Origin of the sequence: Paenibacillus sp. S-12, from assembly GCF_030363895.1 — a bacterium.
Taxonomy (GTDB): domain Bacteria; phylum Bacillota; class Bacilli; order Paenibacillales; family Paenibacillaceae; genus Paenibacillus_B; species Paenibacillus_B alvei.
This window is the reverse complement of sequence record NZ_JASIUF010000027.1, coordinates 58,327-83,207: the sequence shown is the minus strand read 5'-3', so window position 1 is coordinate 83,207 and position 24,881 is coordinate 58,327. Positions and strand designations below refer to the sequence as shown.

The following is a 24,881-nucleotide window of genomic DNA, read 5'->3' as shown; positions in this document are numbered from 1 at the left end:
CTGCTCATATCTTTTGACGAGGTATTGCTACCTCATTCACAAACGTTGCTCGTTGTTCAGTTTTCAAAGAACAATCTCAGTCAGCAACCAATCTCTTAGTTACTTTCTTTTTCTCACCGCTTTGTCAGCGGCGACTTTTATATCTTATCACTTCGTTCATTCGAAGTCAACAACTTTTTTCAACTTATTTTTTTAAGTTGTTTTCATTTGTTGTTGCCCGCCTCTTAGCGAAGCAGGAATTAGAATATACCATAGGTTCGTTAAGAATTGCAACCCCTAATTCAAAACTTTTTGTTTCATTGCTAGTTTCATCTCTCTTTCTTCTATTATTAATAGAGCTTCTTATAGGCAATAAATATGTTGATTCATTAAGGGGCTGCCCGAATGATCCCTCTTTCGTTTAACCAAGCAACCCCATTTATTCGTAAACCTGATTATACATTCCGTTATTAAGCAGCTATTCCTAATGGAGAGAATAGAATGTAAACAGCGATCATAAGCAATATCATGACGACGGTAAATGCCTTCGCATGCTTCCACGGCGTCAAATCCACCTTGCCTGATTCAAACAGTTCGAAATCCTGTTTGCGCGGTTTCCATTTCCCAACGAGCAGCATGACTAACACGCAGACTGGGAACAATACACTTAAAATGTACAGGAAGTTGAGCGTACCCAAAAAGAATTTGGACAAGGTATAGAGCACAATATGGACAGCCAACGCGATTTTAGGCGCAACCGCCGGTACCTTCTTGCTAAAGAAGCCAACAACGACAGCGGCAATAATCGGGATGTTATAAAATCCGAACATCTCCTGCAAGTAGTAATACAACCCTGAAGGCGCATACAAAATAAAGGGTGCAACAGCTACCGCAATAAGACCGAGCACGACGGCAAAGATTCTGCCTGCCTTTACAAGTTGCTGTTCTGTCGCATTTGGTTTAAATATTGGCTTATAAATATCTAAGGTAAACAGGGTTAATGAACTGTTGAGCGCCCCATTAAAGGAGCTCAATATCGCACCGAACAATACGGCTGCAAAAAATCCAGACAGAATCGTCGGCAGAACTTCAATAACAAGCGATGGATAGGCCATATCCGCATTGCTAAGCGAATTGTTAAAGAGATGATAGGCAATAATACCCGGAAGGACGAGATAGAACGCTCCGAAAATTTTGAACATGCCGGCATACAGCACGCCCTTTTGGCCTTCCTTCAAGTTTTTGGCGCCCAACGTCCGCTGAACAATCGCCTGATTCGTACACCAATAGAATAAATTATTGAAGAGAAGACCTGCACAGATCGTTACCCAAGGAACTGGTGAAGAACTGTCCCCAATTGAATTCAACTTCTCGGGTTCTTTGTGCAGCAATGTGCTGACACCGTCGAACAAATTGCCTCCCCCAAGTGCAACAAGACCAAGCACGGTAATGAGCAAACCACCGATAATAAGGCCGACGCCATTCAACGTATCCGAAAGCGCACATGCGCGCAGACCGCCTAAAACCACATAAGCAATCCCCGTAATCCCTATCGCAAGAGATACAACCAATATAATATTGAAATCACTCAAATCAAATCGAGCCGAAATATTAAAAATCGTATCAAGCACAAGTGCACCAGAATAAAGCACGGTAGGCAAATAAGCAACAGCATATCCAAGCAAGAACAAAATTGAAATTATTTGGCGCGTACGCAAATCATAGCGCTGTTCCAGAAAATCCGGGATTGTCGTAATCCCTGACTTCAAATAACGCGGCAAGAAGATAAATGCCATGAAAATGAGCGCGATCGGTGACGTTACCTCCCAAGCCATAACAACCATAGATGTTGCATAGCTTTGCCCATTCAATCCAACCATTTGCTCCGTCGATAAGTTCGTCAGCAGCAGTGAGAAAGCGATTACAACACCTGACAAGCTGCGCCCGCCCAGAAAATATCCATCCGAGCTGTTCAAATCCACACTGCGCGTCTTGTACCAAGAGTACCAGGCAACAATTCCAGTATACAGTAAAAAGGTGATGACCGTGATGTAAGTCATGAAAGCCCTCCTCTATGCATAGAGAAATCTTGTGCTTATCTTTGCTAGTTCAAGTAAAAGGGACTGCTGCACCGAGAAGGAGTAAGAACCCCTGTTCTTACTTGATGGCAGTCACGGCAGCAGGCATTTGAACGTTTACCAGTTGGCCGCTTTCAAACGACTCCTTGCATGCATAGCCAAGCACGGTCGACAGCACCCCATCCTCTACCGTTACTTCTGGCTGTCTTCCTTCGAGGATTGCCTGTACAAATTCAATTGCTTCATCCATATAAGCCTGTTCAAATCGTTCAAGGAATCCATTTGCACACTCTCGCACAACACCCCGATCATCGAGAATCATGACTTGATTTTTCTCTGGTACAGTTCCGATGCGCAGCGATCCTTGCGTACCTATAATTTCTGTCTCGATGTGATAGCCGTGAGCACAATTGCGCCCCGCGACAAATATCCCCATCTTATTGCCTGCAAATTGAACAAGTGCCGCTCCGGTTTCCGCATCGTTCAGCTCCGCAAGCTCGGTATATCGATGAGAGCCGCCGATCGCCCACACGCGTTCCGCTTCTACGCCCAAATACCAACGAGCCAAATCTAAATCATGAATCGCCATATCAAGGAACAAGCCCCCGCTATAGTTGCTCTTGGCAAATTGCATGAAGCCCGGCATCGCTTGTGCCGGATCGATTCCATAGCAGCGAATCAGCACGGGTTCGCCAATAGCACCCGCTTCAATTTGCTTCTTTGCATACGCATAAGAGCGGTCATATCTGCGCATAAAGCCAAGCATGAACACCTGATTCGGGTGCTTGCGCACAGCCTTCTGCACGCGCAGCGCTTCCTCCATGTACAGCCCAAGCGGCTTTTCACTAAATACGTGAAACCCGGCTTCCAGCGCTTGTTCAATCTGTTCACAATGATACGCAGATGGAGAAGCGATAAATATCGCATCTAGTTCTGGATTGCGCAGCATATCCTCATAATTTGTGTATCCGTAAGGAACTTTGAGCTCTTGCTGAGCCTCTTCCACCTCTTCCGGCTTCACGCTGCATACAGCCATCAGTTTGCAGTTCGGGATGCGATGCGCCAAATTGTCCGCATGCTGCCGTCCTAATCTCCCTAAGCCAACGAGTCCTACCGATATCTGCTTGTCCTGTTTCATCTATACGTCCCTCCGTTATACGCCTGCTTGCTGCAAAATGTATTGTCTGGCCTTCATTGCGTATTCGAGCGGATTTGCCCGAGCAGGATCCTGCTCTGCTTCCACCAACATCCAACCACGGTATCCAGCCGCCGCAAGCGATTGGAACACCGGTTCGAAGGAAATGCATCCATCTCCGGGTACCGTAAATACCCCTTCCTTCACCGCTTGCAGGAAGCTCAGTTGGTCTTCAATTACGCGGCGTGCTACATCCTTGCGCACATCCTTCAAGTGAACATGCTTGATTCGATCCATAAAACGATTCAATATGTAAAGGGGATCCTCACCGGAAAATACAAGGTGGCCTGTATCATACAGTAAGGACACCAGTTCCGGATCTGTGCTAGCCATCAGGCGCTCGATTTCCACCGTTGTCTGAACGCCAGTTCCCATATGATGATGGTACACAAGATGCATATCCTTGGCCCGAGCAAGCTCTCCCAATCGATGAAGCCCCTCAGTTAAGCGCTTCCAATCTTCGTCGTTGAATATCGGCTTATTATCAAAAAGCGGAGTATCCATTTCTCCCTGAATGCTGTGCCCCTGCTCGGATACAACGATGACCTTCGAGCCCATCGCATGCAAAAAGTCGCGATGCTGAATAAATGCCTCTACCGTTTCTTCAAGCGGCTTTACAGTCAGGTACGCGCTGAACCAGGCACTCGCTACCTCCAAGTTTCGCAAGTGCAGCGCCTTCTGCAGCACTTCTACATCACGTGGATACTTATTGCCGATTTCCGTCCCCGTAAACCCGGCAAGCGCCATCTCGCTCACACACTGCTCAAATGTATTTTCTCCGCCTAATTCAGGCATATCATCGTTCGTCCAGCCAATAGGAGCGATCCCAATCTTCACACTGTCTGTTGCAAACATGCCCATACCTCCCCAGAAGTCATAATCAAGATTCATGGAGTCAGGCGGCAAAGCTTGGAAGGGCAGCTCGATAACCTCGCAAAGTCATGTTCGAAAAAATCGTCTGCCGATTATTATCCTCTGCTGTCCGTCAAGCGACCCGAACATCGAACATTCCGATATCCGCCTAACGGAATGCTGTGCCCGACTATCTACCGCCTGCTCCATTACTGCTGTTTCCTGCTCTGTGACATGTTAATAAAAGTTATTGCCGTCGAACTTGCCATCGAATATACGAGTGGATTGGCTAATATGGTCGTGCCTGGCTCAAGAATTGGCGCCGCTCATCGTAGGCCTGCGCAATCGCTTTCTTGCCCGACACCTCCGCTACACCGACGTTCCACCATGCATCATAGCCATGGGTCATCGTCTTCGGGAGCACCTTAATATCGATCAACGTCGATTCTTTCTGGCGCTTAGCCGCCATCACGGCCTGTTCAAGCTCCTTCATGGTGCGAACCGAATACGTAACGGCTCCGTACCCCGATGCACTAAGCGCAAAATCGATGCTGACAAGAGGCCCATCCAGCTTGCCCGTATGCGGGTTACGCGAACGGAACTCCGTGCCGAAGCTGCCCATGCCGTTGCCCATCTGCAAATTGTTAATGCAGCCGAAACCATTATTGTCGAATAGCAGAACGTTAATTTTCCGTCCCTCTTGAATGCTCGTCAGCAGTTCAGAGTGAAGCATTAAGTAACTGCCGTCACCGGTAAAAGCGTATACCTCTCGCTCCGGTTCCGCCATTTTCACACCAAGCGCACCTGCAATTTCGTATCCCATACATGAGTAGCCATATTCCATATGGTACGAATGCGTTGTCTCCGCTCGCCACATCCGCTGCAAATCCCCCGGAAGGCTGCCGGCTGCGCCCACAACGATCGCATTGTCGTCGAGCAGTTGATTCAAGGCGGCCACAACCTGTGTCTGCGTCAGGCAGCTGCCAAGCGCTTCCGCGTATTCTGGCAGTGCCTCATCCAAATGCCCCTCAATTTCAGGGGTAAATGCGCCTGTTCCCTCTACGTAATGAATCCCGGCCAACCGCTGCCATTCCTTATCCCAAGCGTCGCGCGCTTCTTGAATCTCCCCTATATATGCTGAACGGTATCCTAGGGATTGAAGCCGCTGATGAAGCTCCTCCAATCCCACTTTTGCGTCAGCCACAATCGGAGTCGCATCGAGCTTAATCGCTTGGAATTCGGAGACGTTCACCGTCACGACATCCATATCGGGATTGCCTAAAAGTTCCTTAGATCCTGTCGTAAAATCGGTAAAGCGTGTGCCAACCCCAATAATGAGATCAGCATCCTTGGCAATCGCATTCGCAGCCGAATTGCCTGTCACTCCTATGCCGCCCAAATTGAGCGGATGGGAGCTTGCGACCGCGCTCTTGCCCGCCTGCGTCTCAGCGAAAGGAATATGGAAGGCTTCCGCGAATGCCGCCAGAGCTTCTCCCGCTTCGGAATAGCGAACGCCGCCGCCGCAGATAAGCAGCGGCTTGCGCTTGCGAGCGATCAGGCGAACCGCATCCTCAAGCTGCGCTGCTGATGCAGGCCGCCGATCGATTCGATGCACCCGTTTTTCGAAGAAGGAGACGGGATAATCATACGCCTCCCCCTGTACGTCCTGCGGCAATGCCAGCGTAACGGCACCGGTGTCGGCTGGGTTGGTCAGCACCCGCATTGCTTGAATCAGTGCCGTCATTAGCTGCTCCGGACGCACGATTCGATCCCAATACTTGCTTACCGGACGAAAAGCATCATTCGTCGATATCGTAAAATCATGCTGCTGCTCTATTTGCTGCAGCACCGGATCAGGCTGGCGGGAGGCGAACGTGTCTCCCGGAAGCAGCAGCACTGGAATTTGATTCGCCGTCGCCGTTGCCGCAGCGGTCACCATATTGGCTGCGCCTGGCCCGACCGAGGAGGTGCAGGCGCAAATTTGCTTGCGCCGCGTCTGCTTGGCAAATGCGACGGCAGCTTGGGCCATCCCCTGTTCATTGCGCCCTTGGTACACTTCCAAGCCGCCGCAGTCCTCTTCGAGCGCTTGGCCTAATCCAAGCACATTGCCGTGACCAAATATCGTAAATACGCCTTTAATGAAGCGCTGCTCCACACCGTCAAACTCCACATACTGCTGATCGAGGAACTTGACGAGTGCCTGCGCCATTGTTAAACGGATCGTTTCCATCCCGAACACCATCCCTTACCAGCGCGTAGTGACCATTTTTTTGCGGGTATAGAACTCTACTCCATCCGTGCCGTTCGCATGCAAATCCCCATAGAAGGAATCCTTGTATCCAGAGAACGGGAAGAAGGCCATCGGCGCAGGAACACCAACATTCACGCCAAGCATCCCTGCATCGATATGCTCACGGAATTGTCTCATATATGCGCCGCTCGTCGTGAAGATGCAGGCACCGTTCGCAAAGCGCGATTCATTCGCCCAAGCGATTGCCTCATCAATATCCTTCACACGCACGATCGACAATACCGGCGCAAAAATCTCATCCTGCCAAATTTTCATTTGCTGTGTCACTTCATCGAAAATCGTCGGCCCCATGAAGAAGCCCTCGCCATTGGTTTCTGCGTCCTGGCGGCCGTCGCGCACAAGCTTGGCCCCCTCCTGCACGCCCGCATCAATGTAACCGATCGCTCTCTCCTTATGACCTTCGCGAATGACTGGTCCAAGGAACACATCATCACGTTCGCCATTGCCGATGATAAGCTCATCGGAAGCCTTCACAAGCTGTGCAACAAGCTCGTCCGCAACCGATTCCTGCACAAGTACGACCGAGCAGGCCATGCAGCGTTCTCCAGCCGAACCGAATGCAGCATTGATAATTTGCGTCGTAGCGTTCTCCAGATTCGCATCTTCCATTACGATCGAGTGGTTCTTAGCTCCAGTTAAGGCTTGCACACGCTTCAAGTTGGCAGTGCCGCGCTTGTACACATACTCGCCGACTGGCTGGGAGCCAACGAAGGAGATCGCCTTCACCTGCTTATGATCAAGCAATCCATTCACGACATCATGCGCACCATGGACGATATTGAGTACCCCCTTCGGCAAGCCCGCTTCTTCCATGAGCTCCGCCAAACGGCAAGCCAGAAGAGGGGTGCGCTCGGAAGGCTTCAACACGAACGTGTTGCCGCAAGCTATCGCTAGCGGGAACATCCAGCACGGCACCATCATCGGGAAGTTGAACGGGGTAATGCCGCCGACGACACCGATTGGATAACGGTACATGCCAGATTCAATGTTGGTTGCAATGTCCGGCAACTGCTTGCCCATCATGAGCGTTGGCGCACCGGCTGCGAATTCCACGCATTCGATGCCTCGCTGCACTTCGCCGTATGCTTCTTTGAAATTTTTTCCGTTCTCAAGCGTAATCAGCTTGGCCAGTTCATCCCAATGCTCAACGAGAAGCTGCTGATACTTGAACATGATGCGCGCCCGGCGCGGCACGGCAGTTCGCGACCATGTGCGGAACGCTTCCGCAGCCACAGCTACCGCTTCGTTCAGTTCTTCCATGCTGGACAACGGAACTTGTCCGATAATGTCGCCTGTAGCCGGATTGTATACCGGTTCCGTTCTGCCTGATGTTGATTCCTTCCATTGTCCCCCGACATAGTTGCGAATGGTGATTGCTTCTGTCATGTTCCATTCTCCTCTCGTCATTTCATATATAGTAAGAACATCTGAAATCCGGATGTGAACCTAACAAACCGTTCCTTTTATACGTTCAAAGCTTGATGGGCATTCAACAGCAGCATCTTCTGCTTGGCGGCTTCCTTCACCGCCTCCATCGGGCGGGCGAATAAGGCAACGCGATCGAACTCATTCGGCTTTTCCTGCATTTCGCTGCGCAGCGTCTTGCCGAATGCCATGCGAAGCGCCGTTCCGATATTGACCTTGCTGATACGTGTGGCTGCAAGCCTGCGCAAATCATCGTCCTTCACACCTGTCGATCCATGCAGTACAAGCGGTACCGATACGACGCGCTCAATCTCCGCAAGCCGTTCGTAGTCGATCGGCGCGGATTGCTCTTCCATCCGGTGCAGCGTACCGATCGCCACTGCCAGCGCATCGACGCCAGTCTCTTCAGCAAAGACCTTCGCTTCGCCGGGCGCTGTCAGCCTAGCCTCCACATTCATGGACGGATCCGTATATCCAACAGCGCCAATTTCCGCTTCGACAGGAATGCCGCAGGCATGCGCCAGCTTCACGATTTCCCGCGTGTTGCGGATATTGTCTGCTAGCGGCAGTTGTGAGCCATCATACATAATGGATGTATACCCGCTCATAATTGCTTCGGCTGCCGACTCGAATCCATCGCCGTGATCCAAATGGATGCATACCGGTACCTTTGCGCGCTCAGCCAAGCTTCTGTACAGAGCTCCTGATACTTGAAGAGGCATATAGCGAAGCGCCACCTTATTCGTTGCCAATATGACCGGCGCTCCAACTTCCTCGGCTGCGGCAATGACCGCCGACGCATCCTCATAACCAAATACGTTAAATGCTGGCACGGCCGCATTGCGTTCCAGCAAGCCCTGCATCATTTCCGTTAGTGTAACGAGCATGAACCGTTCCTCCATATTGATATGACTTATATTCTGTAATCAGTTCTATTCCCCGCGCTCCGCGCTTCTAATGAATTCATCCAATTCTGCGGTCGTTGGCATCGCGTCTGAGCAGCTATGGCGCGAGATAACGATGGCTGCCGAAGCGCTGCCGTATTCCATCGCGCGCGGCAAATCCCAACCCTGCATCAACGCATAAATCATGGCAGACGCATAGGAATCGCCCGCTCCGAACGTCTTGAGCACCTTCGTTTTGAAAATGCCCCCTCTATGCGCTTCTCCGTCCTTTGTATAGGCAATCGAGCCTTCCGAGCCGTGCTTAATGAGCACAACCTGCGCGTGATGCCCGAACCATTTCGCTGCAGTCAATCGATCGTCCGCTTGCTGACCAGAGAACTTCTCCATCATATCGAACTCTTCGCGCGTCCCAATGATAAAGTCGCATTTTTCCGCCGCAAGCTGATAATAAATCGAGGTTTCCGCAACATTTTTCCAGGTGTACGGGCGATAGTCTAGATCGAAGAATACGAATACCCCATGCTTGCGCGCATATTCCAAGGCAATGAATACCGCCTCGCGTGACGGGCTCGCAGCGAGCGCCGTTCCTGATATGAGCAGCGCCTTCGTCTGCTTGATATATTCCTCAGATACCTCTTCCGGCTTCAGGAGGAGATCCGCTACATGATCACGGTACATCAGAATGCTGCAATCCGTAGGACTTTTAATTTCAGTAAAGGCTAATCCTGTCATCGCTCCCGTATCATCTACAGCAAGCTGTGACGTATCTATCGATTGATCGTTCAAATATTGTCGTATGTAACGGCCCATCTGATCATCGGACAGCTTGCCGATGAATCCGCTTTTCATGCCGAGGCGTGCCGCCCCAATTGTAATGTTGGCTGGAGATCCGCCCACATACTTCGTGAACGTTCTTGTCTCCTCCATTGGCCGATTGATTTCGTTCGCATTTAGATCGATGCACAGTCTTCCGATAGCAATCAAGTCGAATGGCCGATCCTTAGGGAATGATAGTGTACTCATATCCAGTCAGCACCTCCATGTTCTCTGCCTCATGCCCTCTTTCTGCAGGACTGAGGCCGCTATGATGCAGTCTCTTTCTGTTGCGAGTTGAGTTAAGCGCTTACCTTGTAGCTAATTATATGCACACCAATTTGGTAATGTAAACGCTTTTTTGATGATTTATTAAGTTCTTTTTTTCACTTGCACATCTTCTTTTCCTATTTAAAATAACTTGCCATTTTCCCTGTTACACAGCGAAATCCAACTCAATTATTGATTTTTTACCTTGCCAACCTCTGGAACATAGCCTATAGTTAAAATATGAGTTAAGCGCTTTCCCTACTTTGCCTAGTAAGTCGTTTTACTGTTCCATATACAGAACAATTTCGATCACACTCAGAGAAAGCAGGGATTATTATGCTGCAAGTAGGAATCATCGGTGCCGGACGAATTGGAAAGCTGCATGCCAGCCATATTCAACAAATGAGCAATATCCGCGTTCGTGCAATATCAGACGTCTATACGGAAGGGTTGAACGAATGGGCTTCCGCACATGGAATCCCCGTTGTCACGAATGATTATCATGACATTCTGCATGACCCGGATATTCAAGCGGTATTTATCTGCTCACCGACTAACACGCATGCAGACATCATTCGCGAGGCTGCCGAAGCCGGCAAGCATATTTTCTGTGAGAAGCCTGTCAGCTTCTCGATCGAAACGACAGAGAAAGCATTAGCCGCGGTTAAGAAGTCTGGCGTAAAAATGCAGGTCGGCTTTAACCGCCGCTTTGACCATAATTTCAAAAAAGCGCGTGACGTCGTACAATCCGGAGGCATCGGAGCCCCGCACCTGCTGCGCATTACGTCGCGCGATCCAGAGCCGCCATCGGCAGAGTATATCGCCAAGTCCGGCGGGTTGTTCATTGATATGACCATTCACGACTTCGACATGGCTCGCTATGTCATGCAAAGCGAGGTCGTTGAGGTATATGCGCAAGGCGCGAATCTGGTCGATCCGAAAATCGGGGAATTGAATGATATCGACACAGCCATTGTTAGTCTGCGCTTTGCAAACGGTGCGCTCGGCATTATCGAGAACAGCCGCAAGGCCGTGTACGGGTATGATCAGCGTCTGGAGGCATTCGGCTCTGACGGCTGTGTCTCAACACAGAATGACCGTCCTTCTACAGCGGTTGTTGCGACGGCTGGTGGCGTTCATATGGACAAGCCGCTGCACTTCTTTATCGAACGCTACACGCAGGCCTATATCCAGGAGGTTCAGGACTTCGTCCATGCTATTATGCACGATGGCCCAGTCGTCTGTGATGCCAACGACGGATTGCAGGCGGAACGCATCGCACTAGCGGCCAAAGAGTCGCTGCGCAGCGGGCTGCCTGTTAAGTTAGCCCATTAAAATATAGGATTTGTATTTACAAAAACTATTCTCAACTTAGGCAAGGAGGCCGCCTTTATGTCTAAATTACTCGTATCGCCACAACCAAGAGATGAGCAAGGCAGGGTCATTTCCGTTACGCCGCAAAGCGCAGGCTGGAAGTACGTAGGATTCGAGCTGTATTCGCTGCAGCCGGGCGAAACACTGCAAAACGATACAAATGAGCAGGAAGTATGCCTTGTCCTGCTGAGCGGGAAGGCTGAGGTCAGCACTTCGAAAAAATCATTCGGTATGCTTGGACAGCGCATGAGTGTATTTGAACGCATTCCTCCGTATTCGGTTTATGTGCCGAACCATGATCGATATACCGTTCAGGCCGAGACGGCCTTGGAGCTGGCTGTCTGTGCGGCCCCCGGCAAAGGAACATATCCCGCTCGCGTCATCGCACCTGATGATGTCGGTGTAGAAACACGCGGCTCCGGCAGCATTGAGCGGCATATCCATAATATTTTGCCGGAACAAAAAGAGGCGGACAGCCTGCTCGTCGTAGAGGTGTTCACGCCAGGCGGCCATTGGTCCAGCTATCCGCCGCATAAGCACGATCAGGAAAATTTGCCGCATGAATCTTATTTGGAAGAAACCTATTACCATGAAGTCAATCCTGAGCAAGGGTTCATTATGCAGCGCGTATACAATGACGACCGTTCGCTGAATGAGACGATAGCCGTGCCGCATCGCCACGTTGTCCTAGTTCCTGAGGGATACCACCCGGTATCCGCGCCTCCAGGATACGATTCCTATTATTTAAACGTAATGGCGGGCCCTATGCGTACATGGAAGTTCCACAATGATCCCGAACACGAATGGCTATTTGAAAAAAAGTGATGCTGCCGCTTATTTCGAGCAGTCTCTTACAGGAGAATGGCGTAGTCCATTCTCCTTTTGTTGTATAATGAGAAATAAAGAGAAGACATACGCAAGAAGTGCGAAGAACGATGAGGAGTTATCTATGAAATCAACTATTTACGACGTAGCCAAGGCGGCTGGCGTATCCATTGCCACCGTATCGAAGGTCGTCAATCAAACAGGCAATATCAGTGTCAAAACGCGTGAGCGCGTCCTTCATATTATGAAAGAACTGCAATACCAGCCAAGTGTAGTTGCTTCCGCGTTAACCGGGAAGAAAACGTCCACCTTCGGCCTGCTTATCTCCGATCTGGCCAACCCCTTCTTCGCTGAGGTTGCCCGCAATCTCGAGGATCAAGCACAAGCCGCCGGATACAGTATTGTCATGTGCAGCACAGACAATAAGGATGATAAAGGAATGAATTATATTTCCCTTCTGCAGCGCAAGCAAATTGACGGACTTATCATTGCCTGCCAATTTACGAAATGGTCGCATCTTGAAGACTATATTACCGAAAGTCTCCCCATCGTGCTATTCTCCAAAGACATCACATCCCTGACCATGCACACCGTGACCGTGGATGACTTTAAAGGCGGCTACGAAGCGATTCGCCACTTGCTCCAGTTAGGACATGTCGATATCGGCATCATTACAGAGGACAGCCCAAGCGGAGAGCATCGGGTTCGCGGCGCCAAGCAAGCGATGAAGGATGCAGGAATCGAGCCGAACGAACAATGGATCACAGTCGTCCACTCGTCTGTCGCAGAAGGATGTTCCGGCGCAAATCAAATACTGCAGCAGCCTTCCCGTCCGACTGCGATATTCACCTGCAACGATTTGCTAGCCGTTGGAGCTATGCAGTCTGCTCACCAGATCGGCTTGCAGGTTCCTAACGACTTGTCCATCATCGGATTCGACGATACAATCCTATCTCAAATCGTTGTGCCGCGTCTCACGACGATTGCACAGCCAATTCCCGATATGGCCAAGGAAACGATTCAATTGCTGCTCCGTCAAGCAGACACTCCGGACATGCCAAAGCAAAAGATCGTGTTCCAGCCACAATTGGTCTCGGGAGATTCTACACAATTGCGGTAAACTGACACGAATGATCCTACAAGCAAATTTCATAGTCGATAGTTTAGCTTAGACACGAAAAGAGTCGTAAGGATTCAACAACCCCTACGACTCTTCACCTATAAAAGACTCCCTAGCAGCCGATACGATTCAGGCTTTTTCCACGATCAGAGGAACAACCTGTCCAGCATGAACATCAATCAATCCCAAATCCGTTAGCTTCAGCGCCGGACTTACCGGCAAGGAATGCGTACACAGCGACATAATCGGGTTGTAATGCTCGTAGCCGAGTGATTCCATCGCCTCGCGCAGCCGCTTCACGGCTTGTCCGAACTCTTCGAATGGCTCCTCTGACAAAATGCCGCCTACAGGCAGCGGAATATGTGCAATCACCTTGCCATCATCAACGACACAGAAGCCACCCTGATCCGCAATGACTGTATTGGCCGCAAGCGCCATGTCTGCCTGTGAATGACCTACGACAAGTAGGTTGTGATTGTCATGGGAATACGTCGTCGCAATCGCTCCGCGCTTAATCGTGTTGCCCGTAATAAATCCATAAGCACGGTTGCCGTTCTTGCCATAACGTTCGAAGGTAGCAATTAACCCATACGGACTTTCCTGCCACTTCAATTCCCCATCAGCTACACGTACCGGTTCATGCAGTTCCTTTGTATTCGTCGTTCCGTTCAACACCTGCATAACGCGGCAGAGATACTCGCCATCAGCAGCCTCTGCAGCTACCCGGAAATCTTCTGTCGTAAGCTTCTGCAGCTTCACGCTCTCATAGAAATGAGGCGGAAATTGGCGCTCTTCGCGCTCTTGCACATAGTCTGTATCTGCCTCATAAGCCAAACAGCCGTGCTTGTATACCGATGCAATGCGGAATTGCTCAACGTCGCTGAGCAGCACGAAGTCCGCCACTTTATTCGGTGCAATTGCGCCGCGATCGTACAAGCGCATCCGTCTGGCTGGCGTATACGTCGCCGCATAAATCGCGCGTTCTGGCTTCATGCCCATTGCCATCGCCTTTTTGACTAGATGATTTAAATGACCGTCCTGAACGAAGGTATCCGCCATGACGTCATCCGTTACGAAGCAGAACAGCTCTGCAACATCCTCATGAATGAGTACATCCATAATGTCCGGTGTCATCGACTTCTCCTGAATCTCCAGGAACATGCCGTTCGCCATCCGATCGCGCATGCTGTCCACGGCCTGCTCGGTATGATCGGAGTCTACTCCTGCGAACATGAAGCGTGCCAATTCCAGATCAACCAGCTTCTTTGGCGTATGCCCTTCGATAACGAGGTTCGGATAATTGGTGCGGATATGGTTCAGGATGCGGTTCGTCTTACAGTCCGGATCGCGCAGAACATCGACCGAGTTCATAATCTCTCCCAAGCATACAACCCGCTCATCCTTCAGCAGCTCATCAATATCCGCAATGTCAATTTCCCCGCCTGTAGTCTCCAGCGGCGTTGCAGGCACCGAGCTCGGAATTGCATATAAGATGTCCGCCGTACAGCCCTTGCTTGCATTGATCATTTCCTTCACGCCTTCAACGCCGAACACGTTCGCCATCTCATGCGGCTCGGATACAATCGTCGTGACTCCGTTTTGAATAAGGCCATGCGAGAACGTCTGGGGCGTAACCATCGTGCTCTCAATATGAAGATGGATATCGACGAGGCCTGGAATCATATACTTACCCGTTCCGTCCACGATCTGAGCCGCCTCGAATGTATCCATTCCGCGAGCGCCAATGTAGAGGAATCGCCCATCCTTAATGGCGGCATTGCCTTGTATGAATCGTTTCAAATACACGTTGTACACACCGACGTTCGTTACCAACAAATCTATCTTCACGTTTCCACTCCTCGCTGTCCTTCGTTGGTATAGAGGTAGTTCAAAAAAAACACTTTTGATCACGAAGTGATACGGGAAGTAGCCCCGCGTCGAATCTTGCATTCACTCTCGAAGTCCGCTGCTCATGTAGTCTAGCCTACACTCCGCTGCTCCTTCTTCGAGTTCTTGCAACCTTCTTGGTGCTGAAAAGCGTCTTTTTTGAACATGTACTATTAATTTGAACTTCTCACCAATACGACCTTTTCCTTCGGCAATACAAGCTTCACGGCTGTACCGCGTTCGAACGGCGTCTCCATTTCGCGATTTACCGTGAATTCGCCGAGCGGCGTTTCGACGATGTATTGATAGCTGCGACCGAGGAAGGTGCTGATTTTAACTTGACCGGCAATCAGGTTCCGTCCCGCTTCCACATCCTCAGCCGTTAAGCCGCCAATCCCGGCCGTACATTCGCTATCCGTAACTACCAGGAGATCATCCGGACGAATAGCGCCCTTCATCGAGCTGGATAATGGATGGCCCGAGCGATGGATGACCTGCATTCTCGTCCCTTCTGCGCCATGTATCATAATGGCTCTCCCATCATCATGCATTTCGCCAATGTCAATGAAGTTGTTGAAGCCGATGAACTGGGCAACGAATTCCGTAGCCGGGTATTTATAAATGTTTGCTGGCGCATCCAGTTGCTCAATGACGCCTTTGTTCATGATGGCAACTTTATCTGAGATGGAGAAGCACTCCTCTTGGTCGTGAGATACATACACGCTTGTAATCCCGAGCTGCTTCTGAATGCGGCGAATTTCTACGCGCATATTGACGCGCAGGTTCGCGTCCAGGTTACTGAGCGGTTCGTCGAACAGGAGCAGATCCGGCTGAATGACGAGCGCGCGGGCGATCGCGACGCGTTGGCGCTGCCCACCGGACAGTTCCCCGGGGAATCGCTTTTCGAAGCCTTTCAGGTCTACAACCTCCAGCATCTCATGCACGCGCTTCGCGATGGACGACTTGTCCACCTTGCGCAGCTTTAAACCGTATGCGACATTGTCAAATACGCTCATGTGCGGGAACAGCGCATAACTCTGGAATACGAAACCGAAGTTGCGCTTATTCACCGGTACCCTTGTATAATCTTTACCTTGGAACAGGAACTTGCCGTCCTTTGCTTCCAGGAAGCCAGCAATCAGCCGCAATGTTGTCGTCTTGCCACAGCCCGATGGACCGAGCAAAGAAATCAGCTCGCCTTCATTCAGGCTCAAGTTGAAGTCTTTCAAGATCAGGTTTTTCTCGTATGCAACAGATATATTTTGAAGAGATAGCAATTCCATGATCGTTGGCCTCCGATGTATGCTAGTTATTTTTCGTGAAGTAGGAGAGTCCCATTAAGCGTTCAATGGAGAACATAAGCAATGCTGTAATGACCATTAGCAGCACCGAAATCGCAGCAATCGTCGGGTCAAAGTAATTTTCGACGTATGTCAGCATTTGAATTGGCAACGTGCTGACCCCTGGTCCTGTCATGAACACGGAAATATCTACGTTGTTGAACGATTCCAGGAACGCGAGCAGAACACCCGCGATAAGACCGGAACGAATGTTAGGCAGTACAACCGTAAAGAATGTTTGCAACCGGCTCGCACCTAAGCTCATGGACGCTTCTTCAACGGAATAGTCGAAGTTCGCCAAGCTCGATGCAATGACGCGAATGATAAATGGCAGCATGAGCACGATGTGCCCGATCAGCAAGCTTGTATAGACGGGCAATTCGAATTTCACAACTAAATACTTCAGCATCGTGAAGCCGAGCACGACCCCAGGAATCAAAATCGGCGAAATAAAGATTGCATTGAGCAGTCCCTTGCCCTTGAACTGATAGCGGCTTAGCGCATAAGCAGCAGGAACGCCGAGCAAAAGCGCAATCAGGTTGCCGACCAGCGCGACGATGATCGTAACTTTGAACGTGGACAAAAACATTTCGACATCAAAAATATTGCGATACCATTTCAACGAGAAGCCTTCTGGCGGGAACTTCAGTACCGAACCCTCTCCAAAAGACGTTGCCATAATAATGATGAGCGGCCCGAGCAAAAAGAGAAACACCAATCCCGTAAATACGGCGAGTCCGCGATGTTGTTCTTTCATAAGAAGTTAACCCCCGTTATCCCTTCGGATTCAATTTGCGAGCGAGCTGATTCATAAGACCGATAATGATGAAAGTAACGACAATCATGACGGTCGCAATAATCGAAGCCATATCCCAATCGTTGAGTGTCATTGCATTCTGATACAGGAACGTGGCGACGACTCGCTGCTTGCCGCCGAGCAGTTGCGGCGTCGTATACGCCGTTAGACTGCCAACGAATACGAGAATGCTGCCGACGATAAGACCCGGCACGCACAGCGGCACGATGACGGTCATAAAGCCCTTCATGCGTGATGCGCCAAGACTTGATGAAGCATTCAACAGGTCGCCGTCAATGTTCTCCATAACACCAACGAGGGAAATAATCATAAGCGGTAAAAACAGATGAATGAGACCGATCATCATTGCGGTTGGCGTATACATGATTTTTAACGGCTCATCAATCAATCCAATGCTGGTCAACAGCTGATTCACCAAGCCGTTCTTACCGAGAATGACCATCCAGCTGAAGGAGCGCACAATCGCACTCGTCATGAGTGGGAAGATTGCGAGCGCCAGCAGGATTCCTTTGATGCGAGCCCTCTGTCTTGAAATATAGTAAGCAGCAGGGAATCCAATCAAAATGCAGGCAAATGTTGTGACGACACTGACCTGCAGCGTAGTGCCCAATATTTTCAGCATGTATGGATCACCGAGCAGCTTTACATAACCGTCAATTGTAAATTGTCCTTCACGGAAGAAGGTTGAGCCAATCGTCATAAAAATCGGGATGATCATGAACAAGGTCAAGAATACGAGTCCCGGAAGCAGCAGCCATACGAATGGTTTTTTCATCAGTTCGTCTCCTGTTTCTCTTGATGTCTAAGCTTGCAATACGGAGATAAAACGATCCATGAACGTTTCTCCATCTACCTCTACACATACATTTGCGTTTGGCTCCCGGCCAAGGCGATTCTGAACGTCGCACACAGTTTGCCCGTCGCACAGGTCGCTTCGTGTCTCAACGTCCACATAATAGCGGCGCATCTTGACGACACTGGTGTCGATCACGATATAGGCAGCGAGCGGATCGTGCATCGCGCACGCCTCTACACCGTTGCGCATTCGGTAACGCTCCATGTACTGTGCCGTACATGTACGGACAAAACCTCCAAGCGGTGTGGAATCGAGCTTCTCCAAATGCTCTGGCCGCAGCAGCGCCTGACGCGTCACATCCAGACCGACGAGGGTCAGGTCGAAGCCCGCGTGCAGCACCATTTTGGCCGCTTCCGGGTCAACGTAGATGTTGTATTCCGCCACCGGCGTAACGTTGCCGAACGTTTGCACCGCGCCCCCCATCACGACAACCCGCTTAACGAGCTGCGGCAATTCAGGGCATGCCCGCAAGGCAATTGCCAGATTGGTGAGCGGCGCTGTCATCAGAAGTGTCAGCTCACCCGGACGCTTCTTTGCTTCTTCAATGATGAACTGTGCTGCATGCGGCAGCCCTTCCTCCAGCTCGGGCGGATTCATATCGGATAGTGCCCCGCCCAAGCCATCATTGCCGTGTACGGCGTGCTCGAAAAATGTGGAGCGCATCAATGGCTCGTTGGCCCCCGGAATGATTGGAACATTGCGGATGGAGAGATCGGCTATTCCATTGCCCTCTCCTGCATTCGACCGTTCATTTTGAACGTCCAATTGTTGCAGCATATGCATAACTTTCCGTGTATTTAACGTTGCTTGTGAGAGCGAGACATTACCGTTCACTGTCGTCACGCCGACAAGATCTACTTGCTTGCTTTTCCAAATTAACGCTAATGCGAGTGCATCATCTACGCCCGTATCTACATCCATAATGACGGGAATCTGCTTCGAGTTAGCGGTATTCTTCTGCAGCATAATACCAGCCTCCTGACTGCTGTTGGGAATAAAAAAGGAGGGTGCGATAAACGGCAGCCCTCCTCTTTCTGAGGAAGTTCAAAAAGTACCTTGTCGCCATAAAGTCGTCTTCCCTGCTGCAACGTATACGTTTTTGAACATTCGCTATTTTGGACTTTACTCGATTTCACGGTTCCAGCGGTCAATCCAACCGCTCATTTCTTTGTTCACTTTACGAAGGTCAAGCGTCTTTAGGTTCTCAACGACATCTGGGCCATATGTTAAGCCTTTTGCCTCGTCAGCTGTCAGCTTCACTTCTTTGTTCGTTGGCGAATCGACGCGAGCCTTGGCATTCGCTTCTTGTACTTGCTTGCTCAAGTGCCAGTTAATGAACTTTTCTGCCAGCTCTTTATGTTTCGAGCCTTTTACAATGTTGACCGTGTTCAACAGCGCATACGCGCCTTCTTTTGGCGTTACGTACTTGGCGGATGGCAGAGCTTCCGTCAGGCTGCCCAAGAATGTATCCTGCATTGGCGCAGCTACAACTTCACCTTGTGCGAACATATTTACCAAATCCGCGGACTTGGAGTAATACTTCACGACGCCAGGATTAATTTCTTTCATCGCTTTGAAAGCCGCTTCCGTATCCATGTCTTTGCTGCCCGCTACCTTCGACGCAAAATCCATCATCATAGGCCCTGTCGTAATCGTAATGTTTGGCAGGGCAATTTTATTTTTTAATTCAGGCTTCCACAGGTCGCTCCATGATTCAATCGGCGTTTTTGCTTCATCGCTGTTTACAGCAAGCCCAAGCTGCGCTACCGTATGCGCTGGGCCATAGTCCTCACCGATCGGCGCTTTGGCGATACCATATAGCTGCTCGATGTTCGGAATGTTTTTGCGATCGATTTTCTCGAACAAGCCTTCCTCCGCACCTTGCAGCGCATAGTAATCAGACAAGTAGATCAGGTCTACCTTCGAGCTGCCTTGGCGAATTTTGTTCAAGCGATCCGTGTTGTTCCCGATTTCCGTCACGATCTTAACGTTATACTCTTTCTCGAACGGTTCGTACACGTTCTTCTTCATCGCATCCTCGGCAAATCCCCATGTCGAGATGACCAATTCCGTCGGCGCTTCCTTGCCGCCTTCAGCCGCTTTGTCTCCGCCGCAGGCTGCCAGTAGCGTGCCCATCGAAAGTACGAATGCAAGTGTTAACGCTAGTTTTTTCATGAAGTCCCATCCCCCTGATGCCATTCTAAGTTGAGTATTTCGTGTTGTAAGTGATCAAAAGTTCGCTTTTCAGCACAGTTACCCTCAGTTCCACTTCGTGATCAAAAGCGAACCCTAGTGCCCGCCCATTGCTACATAGCGGACAATAACCAGTACGAACAGAACCCACATAAGCCAGTGAATCTTATATTTTTCACCTTTGCCGAATACGTTCGCTACGAACGCCAGCAGGACATAACCAAGAATGCCGAAGGAAATACCGTTCGCAATGCTGTACGTGAACGGCATGAACGCAATCGTCATAAATGCCGGAATCCCAATCACCAAGTCTTTGAAATTGATTTCCGTAACGGCTTGCATCATCAATACACCAACGACGATAAGGGCTGCTGCTGTTGCAGGGCCTGGAATCAAAGCAACTGCCGGAGCCAAGAACAAGGACAACAAGAAGCAAATCCCTGTCGTTACTGACGTAAGTCCTGTGCGTCCGCCTTCGGCTACACCCGCGGAGCTTTCTACGAATGCAGTCACGGTGCTTGTGCCAAGTGCCGCTCCGCCCGCTACCGCAACAGAGTCGACGAACATCGCTTTCCCTACACGCTTGTTGCCTTCTTCACGATTTTTCATGAATCCAGCACGGTTGGCTGTACCAACCAATGTTCCAAATGTATCGAACAGTTCAACGAATGTGAACGTCAGGATGATAGATACGATACCCACGCCCATGATGCCAGCGAAATCGAACTCGAAGAAGCTCAATTGAGTCAAATCAGGAACCCATCTTGCACCATTCAGCGAGTTGAAATCAACGCGCCCCATCAAGATAGCAACGACTGTTGTTCCCAAGATGCCGAACAAAATCGCGCCGCGTACGTTCAAAATCATTAAAACTGAAATAAGTGCCAAACCGATAATCGTAAGCAGCACATCAGGATTGGAGAAGCTGCCTAAGCCGAATACTGTTTCAAATCCTAGAAGCGGTGTGAATGTACCCTTAGGAATATCATTCACGGTCTCAACGGCCACGGACAACAGCCCGCTATTTTTCAAGCCGACAATCGTAATGAACAACCCGATGCCGACAGTAATCGCATGCTTCAGTGCATCAGGAACTGCTTCAAGCAGCATTTGACGTACATGTGTAATCGTAAGCAGGAAGAAGATAATCCCGGAAATAAATACAGCCGTCAAAGCCATTTGCCATGTGATCGGATGTTCCGAGCCGGCAGTCGATACGACTACAGTTGCAAAGTAAGCATTCAGCCCCATCCCTGGTGCCAAGGCAACCGGGAAGTTAACGAAGATCCCCATCGCAATGGTGAAAATACCGCCTGCAATAGCTGTTGCAAGAAATACGGGATACCATTCCATGCCGGTCTTGCCGAAAGCCGTTAGAATGTTCGGGTTAACGGCCAAAATGTACGCCATCGCCATAAAGGTCGTAATCCCTGCCATAATCTCCGTACTGATTGTCGAACCGTTCTCCTTAACTTTGAAGAAGCGCTCCATGTGTGTAACATCCTCCCCATGACATTCCATGAATGTGTGTTTACTGCTGCTTCTGTTTCCCCTAGCAACCTGTATGAGCACAAAAAAAGAACTCAGATTGTGCTCCCGAGTTCTGGCGTCGAAAAGTAAGGCATTTCCTACTCGCACTGCCCGCTATATGGATGCATAGCAAGTTCCCATCCTGTCATTGCACACAGATTATGGACAGCAGAGCGTACAAGACAAATCTGATATCGATTCATCCGGAAAGCCATTCCTCTTCGTAGCCAGATCATTTACGGTGATCTCGTAGAGACTCTCAGGCCAATTCCCGAGATTATACGAAAAAGTATTGCGTTATTAGATTATCTACTCACATTGTATCGTCACCCTGCCTCACTGTCAACTCTATTTCCGAACATTTAATAATATTTATCAATACTCGTTCGTGTTTTTAGATATAAATGAATCATTTTCCCCCTATATTGAAATTGAAATTGTATGATTCCAAACATACTAGAATCAAAAAAAAATTTCTGGAAATCACAGTAAAACTATTGAATTAATTCATTAATTTTTATAAAATGGGTTCATACATTTTTACCCAGTTCTGAAACTATTATGATTGCTTTATACAAATGGTAATTTGGGTAAAGTGTACATCTAGCATTTTGGAGGTGAGGTTATTCGTTAAAAACCAGCTTTGTCAGACTAGACTATACCTTTTATACCGAGGAGGAATAGCATTTGGCGAACAAAAACAACAAAAAAGTGCTTTCAATGATCATGTCGATTGCCATGGCAATCAGCCTGATGTCACCAGCGGTGTCAGCCTATGAGGCCCCCGCGAACAACTCAACCGAGAAGCTTCTCTACTTGCGAACAGGCACCGTCAATCTCCAGAATGAAAATGAAAACTACGGACTGCAGCTTGATGAAGAAAGCACACAACGCCAATTGTACGTTGTTCAATTCAACGACGTCATCACAGATTCCTCCAAACAGCTCCTGCAACAGGCTGGAGCGGAACTCGGAGACTATCTCCCTGACTATGCTTATCTCGTACGCATGAACCCGCAACAAGCCGGCACCCTCGCCGCAAATGATCAGATTTACAGAGTCACCCTCTTTCAGCCGGAATGGAAGAACGGCAACCTCTCCACATCAGAAAACACTGCACCAAGCAACTATGTCATCTCGGTATTCAAGGGCAGTGAGGCAGATGTTGCCCAATCACTTCAGCAGCAAGCCATCCCTGTTACCGATGTGCAAGAAGGCTATATCGAAGCTGTAATAAGCAGTGAAACACTCCCGCTTGTTCTTAATCAGCCGGATGTCACCTTCGTCGAATCTAAGCCCGTCGATGAGATTTTCAACGACTTCGTTACTAATCAAGTTGGGGCTGCTACGTCGAATGGCGTATGGAGCAAGGGATTGACTGGAAAAGGTCAAGTGGTTACCGTAGCCGACAGCGGCTTGGATTCCGGTAATCTAAACACACTCCATAAGGATTTTGAAGGTCAGCTGCATAAGACACCTGTTCCTAACCCCGAAGGAACATGGGAGGATACAATTGGTCATGGCACTCATGTAGCCGGTACCGTGCTCGGCACAGGAGCAATGTCCAATGGGAAATATAAAGGCGTTGCCTATGGCGCCAAACTGTTCTTCCAAACAATCGGCTGCGGCGGTACTTCTATCTGCCCAGGCGACCTGCGCGACTTGTTCGGCTCTGCGAAGCAGCAAGGCACGTTCATCCATACAAACTCCTGGGGCGCACGCTTCAACTACTCCTACAATTCCAACTCTGCTCGTGCTGATGAATATACATTCAAGAATAAAGACTTCACCGTATTGTTCGCCGCAGGGAACGATGGCAGCGGGAACAACACCATTTCTTCACCTGGCAATGCCAAAAACACCATCACGGTTGGTAATCTTCAAAAAACAAATCCGAATCAAATTGCCCCAAGCTCCAGCAGAGGATATGCAGTAGATGGAAGAGTCAAGCCTGACCTCGTTGTTACAGGTACCTCAATTATTTCCGTTCGTTCCTCAGCTTCAACTAGACCTGCAAATCCAAATCAGTACTACACCAACATGACCGGCACCTCCATGGCCACACCAGCTGTTGCAGGGTCGGCAGCCATCGTTCGTCAATTTTATACCGAGAACAAGCATGTAACGCCTTCCTCTGCGCTCATCAAAGCTACGCTCATTAACGGAGCTGAAGATGTAGGATATGGGTGGATGAGCAGAGAGACAGGATGGGGACGCGTTAACCTCGTGAATTCACTCACCCCTACTGACGGAAGAACCAATAGCTTCATCGACAACACCGCAGGTATCAAAACAAACGATTCTATCTCCTACCGCGTCAAGGCCGAAGCCGGCAAACCTCTCAAGATATCTCTTGTCTGGAGCGATTACCAAGGCGCCGTTCAAGCTGGCAAGCAATTGGTTAATGACCTCGATCTTGAAGTAAAAGCCCCAACTGGCGAACTCTACAAAGGCAACTGCTTCGTACAAAATACAGGTAGCACAAGCTGTGCCAATTACGACCACATTAACAACGTGGAAAATGTATATCTTTCAACTCCAACTACAGGCGAATATACAGTTACCGTCAAAGGATACAATGTGCCGCAAGGCCCTCAGCCATTTGCATTAGTAGTATCGGGCAATCGTTCTACTATTCTTGGCCAAGGCCCTGAACAACCAGAACCAATTGTACTGAAGGCACCTGAGCAGCTCGCTGTAACAGCAGTCACGTATGATTCAGCGAACCTGAATTGGATCGATCCGAACACAGGAATTCAAGGTCTTACGTACGAAATCTATCAACAACAGCAAAAAATCGGAACCAGCAGTCAAACCAATTATACGGTAAAAGATCTTAGTCCAGGCAAAACGTATACCTTTACAGTCAAGATCATCGACGGAAAAGGCAACGCCTCGCCTCATAGTCAATCCGCAACGGTTAATCTCCCAAAACCTGAGGGGGATAAAGAGCCATGGCAGGTAGGCAAACCGTACAAGATAGGCGATCTTGTCTCGTATAATGGTGCAATCTATAAGTGTGTGCAACCGCATACAGCTTTGAACGGCTGGGAACCTTCGAGCGTACCAGCACTCTGGTCACCTGTACAGCAATAGGTAGCCCCTTCGGAC

Annotated in this window: 18 protein-coding genes and 1 riboswitch; of the genes, 4 read left to right on the top strand and 14 right to left on the bottom strand. The window is 49.5% G+C overall.

Annotation, left to right across the window (positions count from 1 at the left end; all coding sequences use genetic code 11):
- Positions 1-449: 449 nt before the first annotated feature.
- The 7 genes from NO352_RS24975 to iolC all read right to left on the bottom strand — a co-directional run bounded on the left by NO352_RS24975 (position 450) and on the right by iolC (position 9,768).
- Positions 450-2,039 (bottom strand): solute:sodium symporter family transporter, encoded by a 1,590-nt coding sequence (locus tag NO352_RS24975; RefSeq protein ID WP_289357035.1) that lies wholly within the window; start codon positions 2,037-2,039, stop codon positions 450-452.
- Between the two features lie 97 nt (positions 2,040-2,136).
- Entirely contained in the window at positions 2,137-3,195 is a 1,059-nt protein-coding gene (locus NO352_RS24970; RefSeq protein WP_005543156.1) for a Gfo/Idh/MocA family oxidoreductase, read from the bottom strand.
- A 15-nt stretch (positions 3,196-3,210) separates the two neighbouring features.
- Entirely contained in the window at positions 3,211-4,107 is an 897-nt protein-coding gene (gene iolE, locus NO352_RS24965; protein WP_005543158.1) for a myo-inosose-2 dehydratase, read from the bottom strand.
- Positions 4,108-4,393: 286 nt separating this feature from the next.
- A complete protein-coding gene (gene iolD / locus NO352_RS24960) occupies positions 4,394-6,334 on the bottom strand; it encodes a 3D-(3,5/4)-trihydroxycyclohexane-1,2-dione acylhydrolase (decyclizing) (RefSeq protein ID WP_289357034.1) in 1,941 nt (646 codons plus the stop codon).
- Positions 6,335-6,349: 15 nt separating this feature from the next.
- Positions 6,350-7,801 (bottom strand): CoA-acylating methylmalonate-semialdehyde dehydrogenase, encoded by a 1,452-nt coding sequence (locus tag NO352_RS24955; RefSeq protein WP_005543163.1) that lies wholly within the window; start codon positions 7,799-7,801, stop codon positions 6,350-6,352.
- A 77-nt stretch (positions 7,802-7,878) separates the two neighbouring features.
- A complete protein-coding gene (locus tag NO352_RS24950; RefSeq protein WP_289357033.1) occupies positions 7,879-8,727 on the bottom strand; it encodes a class II fructose-bisphosphate aldolase in 849 nt (282 codons plus the stop codon).
- 45 nt (positions 8,728-8,772) lie between these two features.
- Positions 8,773-9,768: a 5-dehydro-2-deoxygluconokinase gene (iolC, locus tag NO352_RS24945; RefSeq protein ID WP_289357032.1), complete on the bottom strand. Its 996-nt coding sequence runs from the start codon at positions 9,766-9,768 to the stop codon at positions 8,773-8,775.
- Positions 9,769-10,158: 390 nt separating this feature from the next.
- Here iolC and iolG point away from each other — a divergent pair, with 390 nt between their 5' ends.
- The 3 genes from iolG to NO352_RS24930 all read left to right on the top strand — a co-directional run bounded on the left by iolG (position 10,159) and on the right by NO352_RS24930 (position 13,147).
- Positions 10,159-11,163 carry an inositol 2-dehydrogenase gene (iolG, locus tag NO352_RS24940; protein ID WP_289357036.1) on the top strand — a complete coding sequence of 335 codons (1,005 nt, stop codon included), beginning with the start codon at positions 10,159-10,161 and terminating at the stop codon, positions 11,161-11,163.
- A 57-nt stretch (positions 11,164-11,220) separates the two neighbouring features.
- A complete protein-coding gene (gene iolB / locus NO352_RS24935; RefSeq protein ID WP_289357031.1) occupies positions 11,221-12,027 on the top strand; it encodes a 5-deoxy-glucuronate isomerase in 807 nt (268 codons plus the stop codon).
- Between the two features lie 124 nt (positions 12,028-12,151).
- Complete coding sequence (locus NO352_RS24930; RefSeq protein WP_289357030.1) at positions 12,152-13,147, top strand: LacI family DNA-binding transcriptional regulator; 996 nt, start codon at positions 12,152-12,154, stop codon at positions 13,145-13,147.
- 129 nt (positions 13,148-13,276) lie between these two features.
- Here NO352_RS24930 and NO352_RS24925 read toward each other — a convergent pair whose 3' ends face one another.
- From NO352_RS24925 to NO352_RS24895, 7 genes are all read right to left on the bottom strand, one after another.
- Complete coding sequence (locus NO352_RS24925) at positions 13,277-14,995, bottom strand: adenine deaminase (protein ID WP_289357029.1); 1,719 nt, start codon at positions 14,993-14,995, stop codon at positions 13,277-13,279.
- A 212-nt stretch (positions 14,996-15,207) separates the two neighbouring features.
- Entirely contained in the window at positions 15,208-16,317 is a 1,110-nt protein-coding gene (locus NO352_RS24920; RefSeq protein ID WP_005543177.1) for an ABC transporter ATP-binding protein, read from the bottom strand.
- Between the two features lie 22 nt (positions 16,318-16,339).
- A complete protein-coding gene (locus NO352_RS24915) occupies positions 16,340-17,131 on the bottom strand; it encodes an ABC transporter permease (RefSeq protein ID WP_005543179.1) in 792 nt (263 codons plus the stop codon).
- A gap of 16 nt (positions 17,132-17,147) precedes the next feature.
- Entirely contained in the window at positions 17,148-17,966 is an 819-nt protein-coding gene (locus tag NO352_RS24910) for an ABC transporter permease (protein ID WP_005543180.1), read from the bottom strand.
- Between the two features lie 27 nt (positions 17,967-17,993).
- On the bottom strand, positions 17,994-19,013 hold the full coding sequence (locus tag NO352_RS24905; protein WP_289357028.1) for a nucleoside hydrolase: 1,020 nt from the start codon (positions 19,011-19,013) through the stop codon (positions 17,994-17,996).
- Positions 19,014-19,169: 156 nt separating this feature from the next.
- Positions 19,170-20,222 carry an ABC transporter substrate-binding protein gene (locus tag NO352_RS24900; protein WP_262866365.1) on the bottom strand — a complete coding sequence of 351 codons (1,053 nt, stop codon included), beginning with the start codon at positions 20,220-20,222 and terminating at the stop codon, positions 19,170-19,172.
- Positions 20,223-20,336: 114 nt separating this feature from the next.
- Positions 20,337-21,731: an NCS2 family permease gene (locus NO352_RS24895; protein WP_289357027.1), complete on the bottom strand. Its 1,395-nt coding sequence runs from the start codon at positions 21,729-21,731 to the stop codon at positions 20,337-20,339.
- Positions 21,732-21,974: 243 nt separating this feature from the next.
- A riboswitch (purine riboswitch) is annotated at positions 21,975-22,075 on the bottom strand.
- 382 nt (positions 22,076-22,457) lie between these two features.
- On the opposite strand from NO352_RS24895, the gene NO352_RS24890 reads away from it, so the two are divergent.
- Positions 22,458-24,866, top strand: coding sequence for a S8 family serine peptidase (locus tag NO352_RS24890; RefSeq protein WP_268622219.1), 2,409 nt, complete (start codon positions 22,458-22,460; stop codon positions 24,864-24,866).
- Positions 24,867-24,881 lie beyond the last annotated feature (15 nt).